Source organism: Mesorhizobium sp. M8A.F.Ca.ET.161.01.1.1, from assembly GCF_004792105.1.
Classification (GTDB): Bacteria; Pseudomonadota; Alphaproteobacteria; order Rhizobiales; family Rhizobiaceae; genus Mesorhizobium.
In genome coordinates, this window is sequence record NZ_SRTD01000002.1 from 391,675 (window position 1) to 410,418 (window position 18,744).

Annotated in this window: 14 protein-coding genes; 10 read left to right on the forward strand and 4 right to left on the reverse strand. The window is 64.2% G+C overall.

Features of this window, described 5'->3' with window-relative positions; all coding sequences use genetic code 11:
* Positions 1-80: 80 nt before the first annotated feature.
* Both EN804_RS06955 and EN804_RS06960 read right to left on the reverse strand, forming a co-directional pair.
* Positions 81-821, reverse strand: coding sequence for a tellurite resistance TerB family protein (locus EN804_RS06955; RefSeq protein ID WP_135918982.1), 741 nt, complete (start codon positions 819-821; stop codon positions 81-83).
* Between the two features lie 114 nt (positions 822-935).
* Complete coding sequence (locus EN804_RS06960; RefSeq protein ID WP_127276950.1) at positions 936-1,868, reverse strand: rhodanese-related sulfurtransferase; 933 nt, start codon at positions 1,866-1,868, stop codon at positions 936-938.
* Between the two features lie 202 nt (positions 1,869-2,070).
* Here EN804_RS06960 and EN804_RS06965 point away from each other — a divergent pair, with 202 nt between their 5' ends.
* Positions 2,071-2,709 (forward strand): 2-dehydro-3-deoxy-phosphogluconate aldolase, encoded by a 639-nt coding sequence (locus tag EN804_RS06965; RefSeq protein WP_127276952.1) that lies wholly within the window; start codon positions 2,071-2,073, stop codon positions 2,707-2,709.
* Between the two features lie 556 nt (positions 2,710-3,265).
* Here EN804_RS06965 and EN804_RS06975 read toward each other — a convergent pair.
* Together EN804_RS06975 and EN804_RS06980 are read right to left on the reverse strand one after the other, a co-directional pair.
* Complete coding sequence (locus tag EN804_RS06975) at positions 3,266-5,080, reverse strand: DUF882 domain-containing protein (protein WP_245464298.1); 1,815 nt, start codon at positions 5,078-5,080, stop codon at positions 3,266-3,268.
* 409 nt (positions 5,081-5,489) lie between these two features.
* Positions 5,490-7,025, reverse strand: coding sequence for a sigma-54 dependent transcriptional regulator (locus tag EN804_RS06980; RefSeq protein WP_127276956.1), 1,536 nt, complete (start codon positions 7,023-7,025; stop codon positions 5,490-5,492).
* A gap of 226 nt (positions 7,026-7,251) precedes the next feature.
* Between EN804_RS06980 and EN804_RS06985 the strand changes: the two genes are divergently transcribed.
* The 9 genes from EN804_RS06985 (at position 7,252) to hemH (ending at position 18,737) form a co-directional block, all read left to right on the forward strand.
* Positions 7,252-9,090, forward strand: a complete 1,839-nt coding sequence (locus tag EN804_RS06985; protein ID WP_189524455.1) for a M3 family oligoendopeptidase — start codon at positions 7,252-7,254, stop codon at positions 9,088-9,090.
* Between the two features lie 359 nt (positions 9,091-9,449).
* On the forward strand, positions 9,450-10,229 hold the full coding sequence (locus EN804_RS06990; protein ID WP_135918983.1) for a proton-conducting membrane transporter: 780 nt from the start codon (positions 9,450-9,452) through the stop codon (positions 10,227-10,229).
* A 176-nt stretch (positions 10,230-10,405) separates the two neighbouring features.
* Positions 10,406-11,548, forward strand: coding sequence for an aminodeoxychorismate synthase component I (locus EN804_RS06995; RefSeq protein WP_135918984.1), 1,143 nt, complete (start codon positions 10,406-10,408; stop codon positions 11,546-11,548).
* Positions 11,497-12,159: an aminotransferase class IV family protein gene (locus EN804_RS07000; protein WP_135918985.1), complete on the forward strand. Its 663-nt coding sequence runs from the start codon at positions 11,497-11,499 to the stop codon at positions 12,157-12,159. Before EN804_RS06995 ends, EN804_RS07000 begins: the two co-directional genes overlap by 52 nt.
* A 3-nt stretch (positions 12,160-12,162) precedes the next feature.
* Positions 12,163-13,092, forward strand: a complete 930-nt coding sequence (locus EN804_RS07005) for a DUF3445 domain-containing protein (RefSeq protein ID WP_135918986.1) — start codon at positions 12,163-12,165, stop codon at positions 13,090-13,092.
* Between the two features lie 151 nt (positions 13,093-13,243).
* A complete protein-coding gene (locus tag EN804_RS07010) occupies positions 13,244-14,689 on the forward strand; it encodes a homospermidine synthase (RefSeq protein ID WP_127276966.1) in 1,446 nt (481 codons plus the stop codon).
* Positions 14,690-14,876: 187 nt separating this feature from the next.
* Positions 14,877-15,254 (forward strand): hypothetical protein, encoded by a 378-nt coding sequence (locus EN804_RS07015; protein ID WP_127276968.1) that lies wholly within the window; start codon positions 14,877-14,879, stop codon positions 15,252-15,254.
* 189 nt (positions 15,255-15,443) lie between these two features.
* On the forward strand, positions 15,444-17,534 hold the full coding sequence (locus EN804_RS07020; protein WP_135918987.1) for a bifunctional UDP-sugar hydrolase/5'-nucleotidase: 2,091 nt from the start codon (positions 15,444-15,446) through the stop codon (positions 17,532-17,534).
* A 138-nt stretch (positions 17,535-17,672) separates the two neighbouring features.
* Entirely contained in the window at positions 17,673-18,737 is a 1,065-nt protein-coding gene (gene hemH / locus EN804_RS07025; protein WP_135881325.1) for a ferrochelatase, read from the forward strand.
* Positions 18,738-18,744 lie beyond the last annotated feature (7 nt).

An 18,744-nucleotide genomic window follows, 5' to 3' on the forward strand; every position in this document is an offset into this window, starting at 1 on the left:
CCGATCCGACTGTGTAAAATCATGCGCTTCCTGAGTTAACGAAAAGTTAACGCCGGAAAGCCCGCCTGCCCCGTTTTGGCCTACCAGCGCGGGTTGGGCGAGGTCCCAGCCTTTGCCGCCGGCACCTTGGCCGCCGAAACCGTCGCCTCGACATGGTCGACCAGCGCACCCGGCAGGCCAAGGCGCCCGGCAAGCAGGTCGAGGTAACCGCGCTCGGCGCGCGTGTCGGGGTCGATGGTGAGGCGCGACGCCGTATAAAGCTCGAGCTTCTGCGCGTCGGTCCTGGCGCCGGCCACCAGCGCGTCGAGGTCGAGCGGGCGCTCCAGCTCCGCCATCAGGAATTTTTCCGCATCGGAGCCGATCCCGGCAAGGCTGAGCTTGCCGGCGATCTTCTGGCGTTCCTCGTCGTCGACATGGCCGTCAGCCTTGGCCGCCGAGATCATCGCCCGCACCAGGGTCAGTGTGAACTCATCCTCGCCTTGCGGCGCCTGCGACGGGTGGAAGGCGGTGTCCTTGGGGGGCGGCAGCAATTCCGGCTCGCTGGCGGCGGGCGCCTGCTCCGGTGCGTTGCCGGCCTTGTAGTTCTGATAGGCCTTGTAGGCGAGGCCACCGATGGCGGCCAGGCCGCCGAGCTTCACCGCGGCACCCGTCACCTGCCGGCCGGCACCCGTTCCAAGCAGCACGGCGGCCAGCGCACCGGCGGCCAGCGGATTGTCCTTGGCCATCTGCACGGCTTGCCCGGCCTTGTCGCGGACGGTGCCGCTGGTGCCGGGAACCTGCGAGCCGAGCAGATCGTCGAGAAGCTTCTTGGGATCGAACATCAATGCCTCCAGGATTTGCCCGGCCGAACGGGCGGGTTTCGAACGCCGAAGACGTAGGTCCCGAAGCTTGACATTGCAATGACAGGTGGCCGCTTTGCCCGGCCCGGCCCCTCATCAGGATCCGATGTGCGGTCCCCTGCCCCGGGCTTGCGCGAGCTCGACCTGCCGCTGGCGCTCCGCGTAACGCTTGCGGTCTTCATCCGAGCGGGCATCGAAGCAGTGCGGGCACGAAACCCCGGCGGCATGTTTCGGCGACATCAGGTCGCTCTCCGTCAGCGGATGGCGGCAAGCGCGGCACAATTCAGCACCGCCCTCCGCGAGACCGTGCGACACCGAAACCCGCTCGTCGAAGACGAAGCATTCGCCCTGCCACAGGCTCTGTTCCGCCGGCACCTGCTCGAGATATTTGAGGATGCCGCCCTTGAGATGGAACACATCCTCGAAGCCGAGCGACTTCACATAGGCGGTCGCCTTTTCGCAGCGTATGCCGCCGGTGCAAAACATCGCCACCTTGCGGCCTGCGAGATCCGCCCGGTGCGCTTCCACCCAAGCCGGAAATTCGCGGAAGCTCGCCGTCGCCGGATCGACGGCGCCCTTGAAGGTGCCGATCGAGACTTCATAGGCGTTGCGCGTATCGATGACGATCGTGTCGGGCTGCGAGATCAGCGCATTCCAGTCGCCCGGCTCCACATAGGTGCCCGCGCTTGTCGCCGGGTCGATGGTCTCGACACCCATGGTGACGATCTCGCGCTTCAGCCGCACCTTCATGCGGTGGAACGGCATGGCCGCGGCGCTGCTGAACTTGACCTCGAGGCCCGACAGGCCGTCGATCGTTTCGATGTGCTCGATCAGCGCGGCGATCGCTTCATCGCTGCCGGCGACGGTACCGTTGATGCCCTCATGCGCCAGGAGCAGCGTACCCTTGATGCCGCGTCCGCAGCAGAAGGCCGCAAGCGGCGCGCGCAACGCCTCGAAAGCGTCGAGCCGGGCAAAGCGGTAGAGCGCGGCGACGCGGACTGGCTGGGATGGCGCGGGCAGTGTTGTCATTGCCAGAGCAACTAGACGCTCGTGGAAGTCGATTCAAGGTGAAACGGGTTCGGACCGACTGTCATGGCCTTGTCGGGAAAGAACCTTTAAGCTCGGCGGCAACGCGTGACATCGCGCCGCGACCGGTTCCGTGGACAGGGCAATACCCGTCTGCTAATCGGTAGAAATTCGCCTCGATGCGGCCCTCGACAAGGAGAGACAGATGCCCAGCAAGACCGAGAAACTCCTGTCGCTCCTCAATGGCCAGCCGGTCATTCCGGTGTTGAAGATCGCCAATGTGGCGGATGCGGTGCCGCTGGCCCGTGCTCTGGCGCGTGGCGGCTTGCCGGCGATCGAGATCACGCTCAGGACCGCGGATGCGCTCGAAGCGATCCGTCGCGTGGCGGGCGAGGTCGAGGAAGCCATAGTCGGCGCCGGCACCATTCTGGACAGCAAGCAGTTCGACGAGGCGGCCGGTGCCGGTTCGCGCTTCATCGTCAGCCCAGGCATCACCCGCGAGCTTCTGGCGGCCGCCGCCGACAGCCAGGTTCCGTTGCTGCCCGGCGCCATCACGCCGGGCGAGATCATGGCGGCGCGCGAAGCTGGCCTGCGCTTCCTGAAATTCTTCCCGGCCGAACAGTCCGGCGGCATCGCTTCGCTCAAGGCTTTTGCCTCGCCGCTGGCCGACGTCAAATTCTGCCCGACCGGCGGCATCACCGGCAAGAACGCGGCCGACTATCTCAGCCTGTCCAATGTCATCTGCGTCGGCGGTTCGTGGGTGGCGCCCGACGACATGGTCAAGGCCGGCAAGTGGGACGAGATCGAAGCTCTCGCACGCGCTGCCAGCAAACTCGCGAAATAGCCTTTCCGGACGGCACGAAAAAACCCGGACGACTCGCGTCGACCGGGCTCTTTGACTGGCTGGAGCAATTCCAGGAAAAGTGCGTAGCGGTTTTCCCGGGAGAAGCGCGTAGCGCTTCCCCTTGGGAATTGCGTAAAAACAAAAAGTTAGAGCGGGTCAGAGATTCTATCAAACTCAGGGCCGCTCTAGACGCGGTTAGTTGCAGACCTTGACCGTCTCGGTCACCTTGCGATGATGCCGCCAGCGCGTCACCATCCTGGTCCGGCAGTGCTTCTTCATGTGCATATGATTGTCGGTCTGACGACAACTGTCTCCGCCTGTGACGGAGCGAGCGCGGCCAATGCCGCCGCCAGTGCCAGAACTGACGCCAGTAGAATTTTTTTCATGAAGATCCCCAGGTTGGAACGGACCCACCTCAACCCGGAAACGGCTGGGCTGTTCCGGCTTCACGAGAAGTTCAGCCGATCCTGCAGGATCAAGGCGCCGCGCGTGTCGTGCCTAGCAAAAAGCCGCGCGGGTCGCCCGGCGCGGCTTCGGCAATATTGTGGCCTGTTCGCTACTTCGTCTGGAAGCGCGCGACCGACATGAACTTGACGGCATTGCCGGTAAAGCGGCTGGCGTCGGCCATCTGGTTGCTCGGCTGGAAGCCGGCCGTATAGACCTCGCTCGGCGGCGTATGCACGATGCTGTAGGCGTAGCCCGGCGCGGTCGTCGCGCTCGAAACGGTGGCGACGTTCTCGCCGCTGGTCAGCGCCCAGCGGGCGGCCTGCGGCGCCGCGGCCACAACCACGGCCCTGGGGCCAGGCTTCTGATCGCGGGCGGTGGCCCTGGCTTCCTTGCGGGTCGTCTTCACGCCGGCGCCGATCGCGGCGGCCGGATCGGAACCGGCAGGACGGGCGGCAACAGCCTGGCGCGGCGACGCCGCATCGACACCAGACGGATCGTTGAACGCCGAACGCGGTTCTTCGGACAACGAGGCCACCTGATATTCGTCGGCGGTGCCGACCTGGGCGTTGGCCTCGTCGAGCACGGCCTTGACGGCATCCGGCTTGGTCGGCTCGGGACGCGCTGTCGGCACCACGGAGAAGGCGTCCGTCGCGGTCTTGCCCTGGTCAGCCGTTTCGGCCAGCGCCATCAGCACATCCTTGCTGGGCGGCGGTGCGAGATCGGCCGGCAGCGAGCGCTCGGGGCGCCATGTCGGCAGTGGGATGTTGTTGAGGGCAACCTGCGCTGGATCGGCAGCCGCGGCTTCCGCGATCGCTGCCGGATCGGACTTGCCGAAAGGCATGTTCGCCGGTGCCTGCGCGGTCGCCACTGCCTGTTCGGTGGTGGCCGTGGCGTCCGCCATGGCGAAGGGAACATTCTCAGGTGGCTGTGCGCCCACATCGGCCTTCGGCCGCGGCGCGAAATCGGGCAGCGGGATTTCCTTGGCCGGCAGCGCCGCGATAATCGTCTCCGGCGTGTTCTTCTCCGGTTCCGGAGCCTGCTCGTCGGCAACCTGCGGAATCTCGGCGCGCTGGGCATTCTCGGGGGCGACGATGGCGATACCGGGCAGGTCGCTGCTCTTGGCGGTCGCGGCCGGCTTCAGATTTCCAGCCTTGGGCGCAGGCGCGGCCGAGGCGGTCTCCACGTCGGCACTGTCGTCGGCCTCGTCGGCGCCACCGCCGCCGAAGAAGGCCGCGAGGAATCCGCCGGATTTCTTGCCGCTGCCGCCAGCGCTGGCCATTTCGATATTCGGTGTGCCGGAACCCTTGCGCGACTTGTAGGAGGCGAGCGCCTGTTCATAGCCGGGCAGCGGCCGGCCGTCGCTCGGCACATGCAGCGTCTTGCCATTGGGGAACAGGCTGACCAGTTCCTGGCGGCTGATGCCGGGCCAGTGGCGCACATTGCCGACATCCATGTGGACGAATGGCGACCCGGAGGTCGGGTAATAGCCGACGCCGCCGCCCTGCATCTTGAGGCCGATGTTGCGCAGCTTCTTCAGCGGCACGCCGGGAATATAGAAATCCATCGCCTTGCCGAGCATATGCTGGCTCTTCTCGGCGACACCACGGCTGCGGCTGCGCAGCATCGAATTGGTCGACGGCGAACGGTAGCCGCAGACGACCTGGATATAGTCGGTGGCGCCGCTTTCGCGATACGCCTCCCAGACCAGATCCAGCAGACGCGGGTCCATCTTGGTCGGCTCGTTGCGGCGCCAATCGCGCAGGATGATGTTGATCTTCCTCAGGCCCTCGGGAACGTAGCGGCCATTGCGCTTGTAGACGATCTCGGCCTTCTCGTGCGTGTGGAGGTGGTAGAGCTTCAGCGAACGAACTTCGGCCTGGGCGCCCGTGGCGGCCGCGGCAACAAAACCAAATGCGACAATCACCGCCGCCAACCATCTCGGCCAGACGCTCAAATGATAGTGCCGCCCGTTTGTGAGTCGTTCGATTCTGTTCAAATCAAAAGGCCTTGCAGGCTGCCGTTTGTCCCCGGATTTGCCCAAACGGACGTGTCGTTTTCACATCCGAATATCGATCCTAATGGTTAATCATCGCTTATTGAAGCCAAAATGCGGTAACACCGTGGCGATATCCCGTCAAAAATTGTCCGCACGGTTTCTTGGTAAACCGCTGGTTTAGATCAGGATTCCGGCTTTGGCCGAACACGATCTGTTACCATTGGCCTCAATGCGTGAACAACACCCCATCGAGTGCCGCCTCCGACTCGCCATAGTCCGGGGAAGGCACTCTGTCAGCCCACATAATGACGAGGGAAACTGGTCCAGGCCTTGCGGTTCAGGAAGCAAGCCTGTCGACGCGGCCGGTTTCCGGGTCGATGCCGTATTCCTTGAGCTTGCGGTAAAGCGTCGAGCGGCCGATGCCGAGCCGGCGGGCGACCTCGCTCATCTGACCATTGTAGTGATCGATGGCGAGCTTGATCATTTCGAGTTCGACATCGGCCAGCGCACGCACATTGCCGCGCTCGTCGAGCGCCCGCAGCGTGCCGAAGCGGGGCTGCGCCCCGGCCGGATGCACAGGTGCCGGAGCGGCCTCGTCGGGGACAACGTCTTCATCGCGCGGCGCCAGCGCGGGGGCAGCCCCGCTTGCTTCTAACGTGTCGTCCGCTTCGAGTTTGACGGTGCCTTCCACCTGCGCCCGGATCTGCGGAAAGTCATCCGCGCTCAACACATCGCCTTCGCACAGCACCGAGGCGCGGAAGACGGCGTTTTCGAGCTGCCGGATGTTGCCGGGCCAGTCATAGGCTTGCAGCACGCCAAGCGCCGCCGCCGAAATGCCCTTCAGCCGATGGCGCGGGTCGGCCGGCGCCACCTTTTCCATGAAATGCGTGACCAGATGGGGAATGTCGTCGCGGCGGTCGCGCAACGGCGGCACGAAAATCGGGTAGACGTTCAGCCGGTAGAACAGGTCCTCGCGGAACTTGCCGTCCTTGACCTGCTGCAGGAGGTTGCGGTGCGTCGCCGAAATCAGCCGGATGTCGACCTTGACGGTCGAGCGGCCGCCGACCGGATCGACCTCGCCCTCCTGGACGGCGCGCAGCAGCTTGACCTGCACGTCGAGCGGCAGGTCGCCGATCTCGTCGAGGAACAGCGTGCCCGTATGCGCCTCGACGAATTTGCCGGTGTGCTTGTCGGTGGCGCCGGTGAACGAGCCTTTCTCGTGTCCGAACAGGATGGATTCCACCAGATTGTCGGGAATGGCGCCGCAATTGACCGTAACGAAGGGTTTCGAGCGGCGGTCGCCGCTGCCCTGGATCGCACGCGCCACCAGCTCCTTGCCGACGCCGGATTCGCCCTCGATCAGGATCGGAATGTGGGAAGCCGCCGCTTTCTGGCCAAGGCGTATCACCCTGTCCATGGCCGGACTATGGGTGATCATGTCCCTGAAGGTCAGCAGCCCGCCGCGTTTGCGCGACGTGCGCTTGACCTCGCCCTCGATCGCTTCGACCTTGAGCGCATTGGAGATCGAGGCCTGCAGCCTGTCGGGCGAAGCCGGCTTGACGACGAAATCGAAAGCGCCGTGGCGCATCGCCGAAACCACGGTTTCGATGCCGCCCTGCGCTGTCTGCACGATGACCGGCACGCTGATGTCGCGCTCGCGCATCGCCTTCAGCACGCCGATGCCGTCGAGACCGGGCATGACAAGGTCGAGGATCACAACCGAGACATCGCGGGCGCCAGGCCCGTCGAGAACTTCGAGGCCGGCGGCACCGCCATCGGCGACGATCGCGGTATGGCCGAACCGCGTCACCGCCGCCTCGAGCAGCCGGCGCTGCACGGGATCGTCATCGACTATGAGTATGGAACCTGTCATGACTGTCTTGGTCTGCCCGCGCCCGAATTCCCCATGGATCATCTTGGCACAGGGTTCTAAATAAGGTTTCAAAAAACCCGGTGAACGAATTCCTTAGGATTTGACCGGCTTCTCCATTCCCGTTGAGTCTGGCTCCCTAATTCCGGCCACTTGATTCAAAGCGGCCAGTCGATTCAAACAAGGCCGGTTGATTCAAAAGGCCAGTTGATTCAAAGAAGGTATGTCGATGCGCATGATGTTTGATCGGCGGATTGCGGCGCCAGCGTCCGGTCAGGGCGCGGCCGGGCTTGGCGATCTGCCGGAATGGAATCTCGCCGACCTTTATGCCGGCATGGAGGCGCCGGAACTGAAGCGCGACATTGCCGAAGCGGCCGCCGACGCCATCGCATTCGAGGCCCGCTGGAAAGGCACGCTCGCCGCCGAGGCCGGGCGCGGCGGTGCCGGCCGACTGGGCGAGGCGCTGGTCGCCTACGAGACGCTCGAGGAACTGATCGGCCGCATCGTCTCCTATGCCGGCCTCGTCTATGCCGGCAACACCGCCGATCCGCAGCGCGCCAAGCTCTATGGCGACATCCAGGAGAAGATGACCGACGCCAGCGCGCATCTGCTGTTCTTCGCGCTCGAGCTGAACCTGATCGACGATGCGGCGATCGAAGGCGCGCTGGCCAGCGACCCCGCCTTTGCGCATTACCGCCCGTGGGTGCTCGATCTGCGCATGGACAAGCCCTATCAGCTCGAGGATCGCGTCGAGCAGCTTTTCCACGAAAAATCGATCACCGGACGCGGCGCCTGGAATCGCCTGTTCGACGAGACGATGACCGATCTTCGCTTCGATATCGACGGCGAGGAACTAACGCTGGAGCCGGCCCTCAACCGCCTGCAGGATGCCGACGGCGAGGTCCGCCGGCGCGCCTCGGAGGCGCTAGCCACCACCTTCCGCAAGAACCTGCGCACCTTCACGCTGATCACCAACACGCTTGCCAAGGACAAGGAAATTTCCGATCGCTGGCGGGGCTTCGAGGACATCGCCGATTCACGCCACCTCGCCAATCGCGTCGAACGCGGCGTGGTCGATGCGCTGGCCACCGCCGTGCGCGAGGCCTATCCGCGCCTGTCGCACCGCTACTACGCCATGAAGGCGCGCTGGTTCGGCATGGAGGTCATGAACCACTGGGACCGCAACGCGCCGCTGCCGGAGACGCCGCAGGCGGTAATCGGCTGGGACGAGGCCAGGAACACGGTGCTGTCGGCCTATCACCGCTTCTCGCCCGAGATGGCCGAGATCGCGCGCACCTTTTTCGACCGCAACTGGATCGACGCGCCGGTGCGCCCGGGCAAGTCACCCGGCGCCTTTGCCCACCCGACCGTGCCATCGGCTCACCCCTATGTGCTGCTCAACTACATGGGCAAGCCGCGCGACGTGATGACGCTGGCGCATGAACTCGGGCACGGCGTGCATCAGGTGCTGGCCGCCGGCCAAGGCGCGCTGATGGCCTCGACGCCGCTGACGCTGGCGGAGACGGCATCTGTCTTCGGCGAGATGCTGACCTTCCGTTCGCTGCTCGAGCGGACCACCGACCGGCGCGAGCGCAAGGCCATGCTCGCCCAGAAGGTCGAGGACATGATCAACACGGTGGTGCGCCAGATCGCCTTCTATGAATTCGAGCGCAAGGTGCATGCCGAGCGCCGCAACGGCGAACTGACATCCGACAGGCTCGGCCAGTTCTGGCTGGAGGTTCAGGCCGAAAGCCTGGGACCGGCGATCAAATTGCGCGAGGGCTACGAGGTATTCTGGACCTACATCCCTCATTTCATCCACTCGCCCTTCTACGTCTATGCCTATGCGTTCGGCGACTGCCTGGTGAACTCGCTCTATGCGGTCTACCAGAATGCCGAGCGCGGCTTTCAGGACAAATATTTCGAGATGCTGCGTGCCGGCGGCACCAAGCATCATTCGCAGCTTCTGGCGCCATTCGGCCTCGACGCAACCGACCCCGCCTTCTGGCAGATCGGGCTCGGCGTGATCAGCGGCCTGATCGACGAACTGGAAACGCTGGACGATTGAGACGCCCTCTGGCCGGCCAAGAACAGTTTAGCCGGAATGCATGTTTGGGCCTCGCTATTCTTGCCCTAAATATTTGTTCTTGAAGAACTCTCCACGGACGTTTTCCCATAGCTTTCCGCAAGCTCTATGGTAGCTTTCCTTTAAGCTCAGCCGGAGCGCATGCGGATCGGCGAGGGAAAGTCTCCGCCAGCCGTGCGCTCAGGCGAACGCGACAAGGCCGTTGGCCATGGGCAAGCAAAGCCGATCGCCGACAGCTCGAACCGAAGCCGGCTGTTCCGCGTATCAGCGGAACCATCATCGAGTAGTCCCTCGCCGAAGGTCATGACCCCGCGGCAGACGGATCTGACTGGAGAGAGACAATGGGCACTTTTTTCTACGTGGTCCTGGCGTTCCTGGTAGGCGTGTTGGTCGGCTGGTTCATCTGGGGGCGTCTGCGCGGAGAACTCGACAGCCTGCGCGGCGACCTCGATCGCACCCGCAGCGAGCGCGACAAGCTGCGCGCCGACAGCGACCGCCTGACCGGCGAACTCAATGCATGCGGCAAGACCCGCTCCGACCTCGAGCGCCAGCTGCGCGAAGCACAGGCCTCGTCGGGCGCCGGCGGAGCAAAGGCGTCAAGTCAGCCACCGGCAGCCCTGATGTCGACGCCTGCCGTTGGTAAATCCGCTGCGGCGACAGCCAAGCCAGCCGCGGCGAAGGCCGCGCCGGCAAAAGCGGCGCCGAAGCCCGCCGCGGCCAAATCCGCAACCGCTTCGGCACCGGCGGCCAAGGCACCGGCGGCCAAAGCTCCGGCGGCCAAGGCTCCGGCGAAGACCTCGGCCGCGCCCAAGGCAGCGCCCGCCGCCAAAAAAACGGCACCGGCAGCTGCCAAGCCGGCGTCGGGCAAGCCCGACAATCTGCGCCGGCTGATCGGCATTGGCCCGGTCAACGAAAAGCTGCTCAAGGCGCAGGGCGTCACCACCTTCGCCCAGATCGCCGCCTGGACATCCGCCGACATCAAGCGGATCGAGGACGTGATGAACTTCGACGGCCGCATCGCGCGCGAACGCTGGATCGAGCAGGCCAAGCTGCTTGCCGCCGGCAACGAGGCCGAATTCGCCAAGCAGTTTCCGACGGCCGGAACCGCCAGCAACACCTGAGCGGTGGATCCAGGGATCATGTGAGCGGCGGCGCCAAGGGCGCCGCCGCTTTCTTTTTTGCCGGCAAGGTTCGACCCGGCAAAGGTCGGCTTTGAGGGACAGGGTGCCGTTCCCTCGATTGCGCGCGCACGGCCCCCCATATAGAGCGATCGTCGGCTACATCGATCCCGGTTCCCATGTCCCTGCCCGCCGCAATTTTCCGCAACGACGAAAGCGCGCGCCAGCTCGTTTTCGAGCGGCCGGCTGATATCATCGTCGCGCATGAGGCCAAGGACTTTCCGGCGGCGTTGCAAGCGGCGCAGGCCGCGCACGACGCCGGCAAATGGCTGGCCGGCTATTTCTCCTATGAGGCCGGTTACCTGCTCGAGCCGAAACTCGTTCCCGTGTTGCCCGGCCGGCGCCGAGCCCCACTGGTCTGCCTCGGGGTCTTCGATGCTCCTGATGAAGAAGCCGTGCCGCCGCCAAGCCCGCCCACCAATGGCCCGATCTTCGATGCAAGGGCGACGTGGTCGTTCGAGGATTACGAGAAGCGGTTCTCGCGGCTGCACCGGCACATCAGGCAAGGCGATTGCTACCAAGGCAACCTCACCTTTCCGGTGCACGCGCAATGGTCGGGCGACCCGCTCGCCGCCTTCGACGCGCTGACCGAACGCCAGCCTGTGAAATATGGCGCGCTGGTCGCGCTCGGCGATCCCATCGTTCTGTCGCGCTCGCCCGAACTGTTCTTCGAGATCGATGCGGCGGGGACGATCGAGACGCATCCGATGAAAGGTACCGCACCGCGCGGCGCAACCAGGGACGAGGACGAGCGGCAGAAGAATTTCCTGCGTAACGACGAGAAGAACCAGGCCGAAAACCGGATGATCGTCGACCTGCTGCGCAACGACATATCGCTGATCAGCGAGGTCGGCACGCTGGAGGTGCCGGAATTGTTCCGCATCGAGACCTACCCGACCGTCCACCAGATGGTGAGCGACGTCAGGGCCAAGCTGCTGCCCGGCCTCGGCATACGCCAGATCTTCGCGGCGCTGTTTCCCTGCGGCTCGATCACCGGCGCACCGAAGATCCGCGCCATGGAGATCCTGCACGATCTGGAGGGCACGCCGCGCGACGTCTATTGCGGCGCCATCGGCTGGATCGCACCCGGCGGCACGATGCGCTTTTCCGTGGCGATCCGTACCATCTCGCTCTTTGCCAGCGGCGAGGCCATCTACAATGTCGGCGGCGGCATCGTCTTCGATTCGGTCGCGGAAGAGGAGTACCAGGAGTGTCTGCTCAAAGCCCGCTTCGCGACGGGGACACCGCCGGTTTCGAGCTGATCGAGACCATGCGCTGGGAACCCGCCTCGGGTTTCCTGCGCCTCGATCGCCATCTTGCGCGCCTTTATGGCTCGGCGGTGGAGCTGGGCTTCAGCTATGATCCGCAAAAGGTCGGCGAGGCCCTGAGCGGCGCGGTCAACCGATCGCCCATCGCCATGCGCACGCGGCTCGCTCTGTCGCGCAATGGCGAGACCAACGCCTCTGCGCAACCCTATGAACCCCTTGCCGCCGACAAGGTGTGGACGCTGCGGCTGGCACGGACGAGGCTCGATTCGAGCAACATGCTGCTGCGCCACAAAACCAGCCGGCGGCAGCTCTACACCAATGCCCGCTCCGAATATCTCATCACCCAGGCCGATGAGGTTCTGCTGGCCAATGAGCGCGGCGAGATCTGCGAAGGCACGATCACCAATGTCTTCGCCGATTTCGGCGAGGGCATCCTGGCGACGCCCCGACTCGATTGCGGCCTGCTGCCTGGCGTATTGCGAGCCGTGCTTCTGGATGAAGGCCGCGCCAGTGAAGCGATCTACAGCTTGGATGACCTGAAATCCGCCAAGGCGCTGTTCGTCGGCAATTCGCTGCGCGGACTGATCCCGGCAAGACTGATCTGAGGCATGACGTCCCTACCCGCCCACACGCCCTATGATGGCTCGTCGAAACTCTTCACCATCGGGCTGAAGCCGCTCGACCCCGCGAACTGGATCGAGGTCGACGGTCACCTGCTACCCTATCTCGCCGAGAAGCGCCGGCTCTATGCCGAGATCCCCGAGCGGGTTTTCGTCGAGGAGGACGGCACGCGCGCCGCCCAGCAGGAGGTGCTCGAATTGCTCGGCGCCTACCTGCCGGAAAGATTCCCCGACATCCACCGGCGCGGCGACGCGGGCGTTGCGGTCGTGGGCGCGACGGGCCGTCCCACGATCCCCTCCAACCTCGCCGCCGCTCCCTTGGTCGCGGCCTCGCTGCTTGTCCAGGAAGACCTCATCCTCATGCGCCGCGACGACAGCGGCTGGCGTCTGGCCGCGGGTTCGCTGTGCTTCCCCTCGTCCTGGGCGCTCACCGAAAAATTCGGCAAGCCGCTGCAGCAGATCCACGAGCCGGTGCCGGGCTTCGGCCCGGGCACAAGGCCGGCCGATCTCATCAACCGGATGTTCGATGGCCTGCAGGGCCAGGCGGTCGAGCGTTACAATTGGTCGATCCAGTCAGGGGACGCGCTCTACCATCCACTGTCCAATGTCGAGCGCATCGACCGCGCCACCAACCGGCCGACACGTTTCCCCGACGGTGACGTCAAGGCGCACGCCTTCATTCGGGTGGAACGCCAGACACTGCGCAAACTGCCCGCCTCGCGCGATATCCTGTTCACCATCCGCATCCATCTCGACCCGCTCGCCGTGCTGGCGCGGCACCCGGACCGGGCGACGCTGGCGGCGTCCTTCGCCGCCCAACTCGAAGCGCTCGATATCGCCCAGCTCGACTACAAGGGCCTGACATCGGATCGCGATCGGGTGATCGCTGTCCTTAACCACATGGCCAAGGACGCGTAGTCGCGGGTTGGCGCTTTTCGCTGGTTTATGACAATGATCTGTGATGTAGCGCATGGCCGTTGGGCGAAAATGCCCGGCTTTTGCACGGGGTTGCTCGGCTTTTGCACGGAGTTGCCCGGCTTTGCACGCAGTTGAAGGAGTGCTCGATAAAATGGCGAATGAAAACTGGCCCGTTTACGGTGAGATTACCGGCCCCGTGGTGATGATCGGCTTTGGCTCGATCGGACGCGGAACGCTGCCGCTCATCGAACGCCATTTCAAGTTCGACAAGTCGCGCATGACGGTCCTCGACCCGCGCGATACCGATCGCAAGCTGCTCGATGAGCGCGGCATCGCCTTCGTCCAGGAAGCGGTAACCGAGAAGAACTACAGGAAGCTTTTGACGCCGCTTCTGACGAATGGCGCAGGCCAAGGCTTTTGCGTCAACCTGTCGGTCGACACCGGCTCGGTGGACCTGATGCGGCTCTGCCGCAAGCTCGGCGTGCTTTACATCGACACCGTCGTCGAGCCCTGGCTTGGCTTCTATTTCGACGCCAAGGCCGACAATGCCAGCCGCACCAACTATGCGCTCCGCGAAGCGCTGATCAAGGAAAAGCACGACAAGCCCGGCGGCGCGACGGCAATCTCCACCTGCGGCGCCAACCCCGGCATGGTGTCCTGGTTCGTCAAGCAGGCGCTGGTCAATTTGGCCACCGATCTCGGCATGGAATTCTCCGAGCCCGCGCAGGACGACCGCGAGGGCTGGGCGAAACTCATGAAGAAGGCCGGCGTCAAGGGCATCCACATCGCCGAGCGCGACACCCAGCGCACCAAGAAGCCCAAGCCGATGGATGTGTTCTGGAACACCTGGTCTGTCGAGGGCTTCATCTCCGAAGGATTGCAGCCGGCCGAGCTCGGCTGGGGCACGCACGAGACCTGGATGCCGAAGAACGGCAAGAAGCACAAGCACGGCTCCAAGGCCGCGATCTACCTGGAGCAACCGGGCGCCAACACGCGCGTGCGCTCCTGGTGCCCGACGCCGGGCCCGCAGTATGGCCTGCTGGTGACGCACAATGAGGCGATCTCGATCGCCGATTTCTTCACCGTGCGCTCCAAGAAGGGCAAGGTTCAATACCGCCCGACCTGCCACTACGCCTACCATCCCTGCAACGATGCGATGCTGTCGCTGGACGAGATGTTCGGTGCCGCCGGCAAGCCGCAGCCGGTGCACCATGTGCTGGACGAGAACGAACTGGTCGACGGTGTCGACGAACTCGGCGTCCTGCTCTACGGCCACGACAAGAATGCCTACTGGTACGGTTCGCAGCTGTCGCTCGCCGAGGCGCGCAAGCTGGCCCCCTATCAGAACGCCACCGGCATGCAGGTCACCTCGGCGGTTCTGGCCGGCATGGTCTGGGCGCTGGAAAATCCGGCCGCCGGCATCGTCGAGGCCGACGAGATGGACTACAAGCGCTGCCTCGACGTGCAGTCGCCCTATCTCGGACCGGTCAAGGGCTATTATACCGACTGGACGCCGCTCGACAGGCGCCCGGGCCTCTTCCCGGAGGACCTCGACCGCAGCGACCCGTGGCAATTCCGCAACATCCTCGTCCGATAGCATCGCGCGGACCCTATGCCATTGCCTTGCAATCGCCCGGAAATCGGGCGATTGAAGGGATGCGGCCTGGAGTGGCGAGTGCGTCCCGTTGGACGCATAAGCACACCCCAGCACTTTGGACGTTCGCGTCGCGCTTTCCAGAAATCGGCCCGATTTTTGGACCCGACGCGTTTGGAGAGGATTTTATATGACTATTGCGCGCAAAGTTCTTTCTATGGGCGTGGCGGGCGCCGTTGTCTCGATGCTCGCTGCCTGTACCACCAGCGGCCCCGGCGAGCCGCCGATGGCAACCACGCCGAAAGGCGTCGAGGGGTCCTGGATCGATGCCAAGGGCACCGGCCTGTCGACCTTCAACGGCGGCAAGTTCACGACCGTCGCTACCGACACCGGCCAGAAGCTGGCCGATGGCAGCTACACGATGACCGGCGCCACTTCGGTGCAGATCAACGGCACCTCGCTGATCCGCCAGACCGGCGTCAGCTTCAACTGCCTGCTGGTGTCGACCAGCCAGCTCAACTGCACCAGTTCGGGCGGCCAGAATTTCGTGCTGACGCGACGCACCTGAACCCCGCGAACATCCGCTTGCTCAAGGACGGCGGCCATTGGCCGCCGTTCTTTTTATGCCGGCAAAGCTCACCTGGATTTCTGCTTGCGTCGGCCGGAACGCGATGGGAACATGATCGAAACGCTGGCTGTTATATCCCAGTCAAGTAGGGGCGTTAGACGCCTCGGATCAGCCTGCCGGGAGACGAAGATGAAGAAGCTTGTCGCCATTGCCGCCCTTTCCGCGTCGACGCTTGGCCTGTCGGCCGGCGTATCCTTTGCCGACTACACACTGAACATCCTGCACATCAATGACTGGCACAGCCGCATCGAAGGCAACAACAAATATGAGTCGACCTGCTCGGCCGAGGAGGAGACCAAGGGTGAGTGCATCGGCGGCGCCGGTCGGCTGATCACCGCGATCGCCCAGGAACGCAAGAAGCTGGAAGGCCAGAACGTGCTGTTGCTCAGCGCCGGCGACAATTTCCAGGGTTCGCTGTTCTACACCACCTACAAGGGCAAGGTCGAAGGCGAGTTCCTCAACGACATGAAGTTCGACGCCATGGCGCTCGGCAACCATGAATTCGACGATGGCGAAACGGCGTTGGCGCCGTTCCTCGACATGATCAAGTTCCCCGTGCTCGGCGCCAACGTCAAGGCCAACGCCCAGTCCAAGCTCGGCGACCGCGTCAAGCCGTCGATCGTCGTCGAGGTCGGCGGCCAGAAGATCGGCATCATCGGCGCCGTCACCAACGACACGCCCGAACTCGCCTCCCCCGGCCCCAACATCACCATCGAGGACGACGTGAAGTCGATCACGGCGGAGGTCGACAAGCTCAAGGGCGAAGGCGTCAACAAGATCATCGCCGTGACCCATATCGGCTATAACAGGGAGCGCGACGTTATTGCCAAGATTCCCGGCATCGATGTCGTCGTCGGCGGCCACAGTCACACGCTTCTGTCCAACACCGACCCGAAGGCGGCTGGACCCTACCCGACGATGGTCGACAACCCCGGCGGCTACAAGGTGCCTGTGGTGCAGGCGGCGTCGTATTCGAAATATCTCGGCGAGTTCAAGGTCGTGTTTGACGACAATGGCGTCGTCAAATCGGCGAGCGGCGACCCGATCCATCTCGACAAGTCGATCACGCCCGATCCCGCGGTGCTCGCCCGCATCAAGGAGCTCGGCGCACCGATCGAGGCCTTGAAGAACAAGGAAGTGGCCGAGACCACCGACGTGATCGACGGCAGCCGTGAGAACTGCCGCGCCAAGGAATGCGCGATGGGCAACCTCGTCTCCGACGCCATCCTCGACCGCGTCAAGGGACAGGGCGTCGAGATCGTCATCTCCAACGGTGGTGGCCTGCGCGCCTCGATCGACAAGGGCACCGTCACCATGGGTGAGGTGCTGACCGTGCTGCCGTTCCAGAACACGCTGGCGACCTTCCAGATTTCCGGCAAGGACCTGGTCGCCGGGCTCGAAGGCGGGCTCAGCCAGATCGAGGACGGCGCCGGCCGCTTCCCTCAGGTGGCGGGCCTCAAATATTCCTTCGACAGGTCGGTCGCGCCCAATGCCGGCCGCGTCAAGTCGGTGGAAGTGATGGAAAACGGCGCCTGGACGCCGATCAATCCCGACAAGGACTATCTGGTTGCCACCAACAACTATGTCCGCCAGGGCGGCGACGGCTACAAGGTGTTCGCCGAAAAGGCCAAGAATGCCTATGATTACGGCCCCGGTCTCGAACAGGTGGTTGCCGACTATCTAGGCGCCCACCAGCCCTATACGCCGAAGCTCGACGGCCGCATCACCGAGATCGCGGCGACGGTCGCGGCGGCGCCTGCCGCCGAGCCGGCAAAGCCTGCCGAACCAGCAAAGCCCGCGGCGCCGGCACCGGCCGAGGCCGCCAAACCGGCTGAACCGGCAAAGCCCGCCGATGCCGCACCGGCGATGCCTGAAATGCCTGCCAACTCAGGCGATATCGCCAACACGCCGCCAGCCATATCGACGGAAAACGCGCCTCCCCCACCGGCCCCGCCGGCACCTGCCGAACCGGCAAAGCCTGCCGAGACTGCCCCAGCCGCTCCCGTCCCGGCGGCATCCGCGCCCGTCGAGCCGGCAAAGCCCGCCGAGGCCGCACCGGCCACTGGCAGCCATGTCATCGTGACCGGCGACACCTACTGGGAGCTGGCGAAGAAGGCCTATGGCGACGCGACCAAATGGAAACTCATCTATGAGGCGAACAAGGGGCAGAAGCCTCACCGGCTTCCGATTGGCGGCACGCTGACCATCCCGCCGAAATAGCCTTCGCTTCGAAGCCTGGAATACACCACCCCGCCCGGGAAACCGGGCGGGTGTCGCTTTTTAAGGCTAAGGTGCGGCCAGACGCAGCATTGAAAGCCTGCGCAAGATGGTTAGGTTCGCGCCATCCGGAGAACCCTTATGACGCTTTCTTCCTCGATAGATGCCGACGCCGCAAAGGCGGTTGGCCCGCTGCCGCCAGGCCATCCACCGGTCAGGACGGGCAAGGTTGGCGTCATGCTGGTCAATCTCGGTACGCCCGACGGCACCGATTTCAAGCCGATGTGGCGTTATCTCAGGGAATTCCTGTCCGATCCGCGCGTCATCGAGCTCAACAAGGCGATCTGGTATCCAATCCTCTACGGCCTGGTGCTGACGTCGCGGCCGAAAAAGTCCGGCGCCAACTACGCCAGGATCTGGAACCGGGAGAAAAACGAGTCGCCGCTGCGCACCTATACCCGCGCGCAAGGCGAAAAACTGGCCGCGGCGCTGCGCGACCTGCCCAACGTCACCGTCGACTGGGCGATGCGCTACGGCAATCCGTCGACGGCAAGCGTGGCTGAGCGGCTGGTCGCGCAAGGTTGCGACCGCATCCTGTCGCTTCCGCTCTACCCGCAATATTCGGCCACCACCACCGCAACCGCCAACGACCAGCTGTTTCGCGCGCTGATGAAGATGCGCCGCGCGCCGGCGATCCGTAGCGTGCCGCCCTACTATGACGAGCCGGTCTACATCGAGGCGCTGGCAGCTTCTATAGAGCAACATCTGGCAACGCTGAATTTCGAGCCGGAGGTGGTCATCACCTCCTATCACGGCATCCCGAAACCCTATTTCGAGAAGGGCGATCCCTATCATTGCCACTGCCTCAAGACGACGCGGCTGCTGCGCGAACGGCTGGGCTGGGACGAGAACAAGCTGATCACCACCTTCCAGTCGCGCTTCGGCGCGCAGGAATGGCTGCAGCCCTATACCGACAAGACGGTGGAGAAACTCGCCAAGGACGGCGTCAAGTCGATCGCCATCGTCAATCCCGGCTTTTCCGTCGATTGCATCGAGACGCTGGACGAGATCGGCCGCGAAGCTGCCGAGACCTTCCATCATGCCGGTGGCGAAAAATTCGCCCATATTCCTTGCCTCAACGACAGTCCGGAAGGCATGGCGGTGATCGAAGCGATGGTACGGCGCGAGCTGTCTGGCTGGGTCTGACGCCGGA

What these genes read in the sequence shown, in the direction of transcription:
- EN804_RS06955 (WP_135918982.1), bottom strand. Translation starts at nt 821, where the DNA reads ATGTTCGATCCCAAGAAGCTTCTCGACGATCTGCTCGGCTCGCAGGTT.
- EN804_RS06960 (WP_127276950.1), bottom strand. Translation starts at nt 1,868, where the DNA reads ATGACAACACTGCCCGCGCCATCCCAGCCAGTCCGCGTCGCCGCGCTC.
- EN804_RS06965 (WP_127276952.1), top strand. Translation starts at nt 2,071, where the DNA reads ATGCCCAGCAAGACCGAGAAACTCCTGTCGCTCCTCAATGGCCAGCCG.
- EN804_RS06980 (WP_127276956.1), bottom strand. Translation starts at nt 7,025, where the DNA reads ATGACAGGTTCCATACTCATAGTCGATGACGATCCCGTGCAGCGCCGG.
- EN804_RS06985 (WP_189524455.1), top strand. Translation starts at nt 7,252, where the DNA reads ATGCGCATGATGTTTGATCGGCGGATTGCGGCGCCAGCGTCCGGTCAG.
- EN804_RS06990 (WP_135918983.1), top strand. Translation starts at nt 9,450, where the DNA reads ATGGGCACTTTTTTCTACGTGGTCCTGGCGTTCCTGGTAGGCGTGTTG.
- EN804_RS06995 (WP_135918984.1), top strand. Translation starts at nt 10,406, where the DNA reads ATGTCCCTGCCCGCCGCAATTTTCCGCAACGACGAAAGCGCGCGCCAG.
- EN804_RS07005 (WP_135918986.1), top strand. Translation starts at nt 12,163, where the DNA reads ATGACGTCCCTACCCGCCCACACGCCCTATGATGGCTCGTCGAAACTC.
- EN804_RS07010 (WP_127276966.1), top strand. Translation starts at nt 13,244, where the DNA reads ATGGCGAATGAAAACTGGCCCGTTTACGGTGAGATTACCGGCCCCGTG.
- EN804_RS07015 (WP_127276968.1), top strand. Translation starts at nt 14,877, where the DNA reads ATGACTATTGCGCGCAAAGTTCTTTCTATGGGCGTGGCGGGCGCCGTT.
- EN804_RS07020 (WP_135918987.1), top strand. Translation starts at nt 15,444, where the DNA reads ATGAAGAAGCTTGTCGCCATTGCCGCCCTTTCCGCGTCGACGCTTGGC.
- hemH (WP_135881325.1), top strand. Translation starts at nt 17,673, where the DNA reads ATGACGCTTTCTTCCTCGATAGATGCCGACGCCGCAAAGGCGGTTGGC.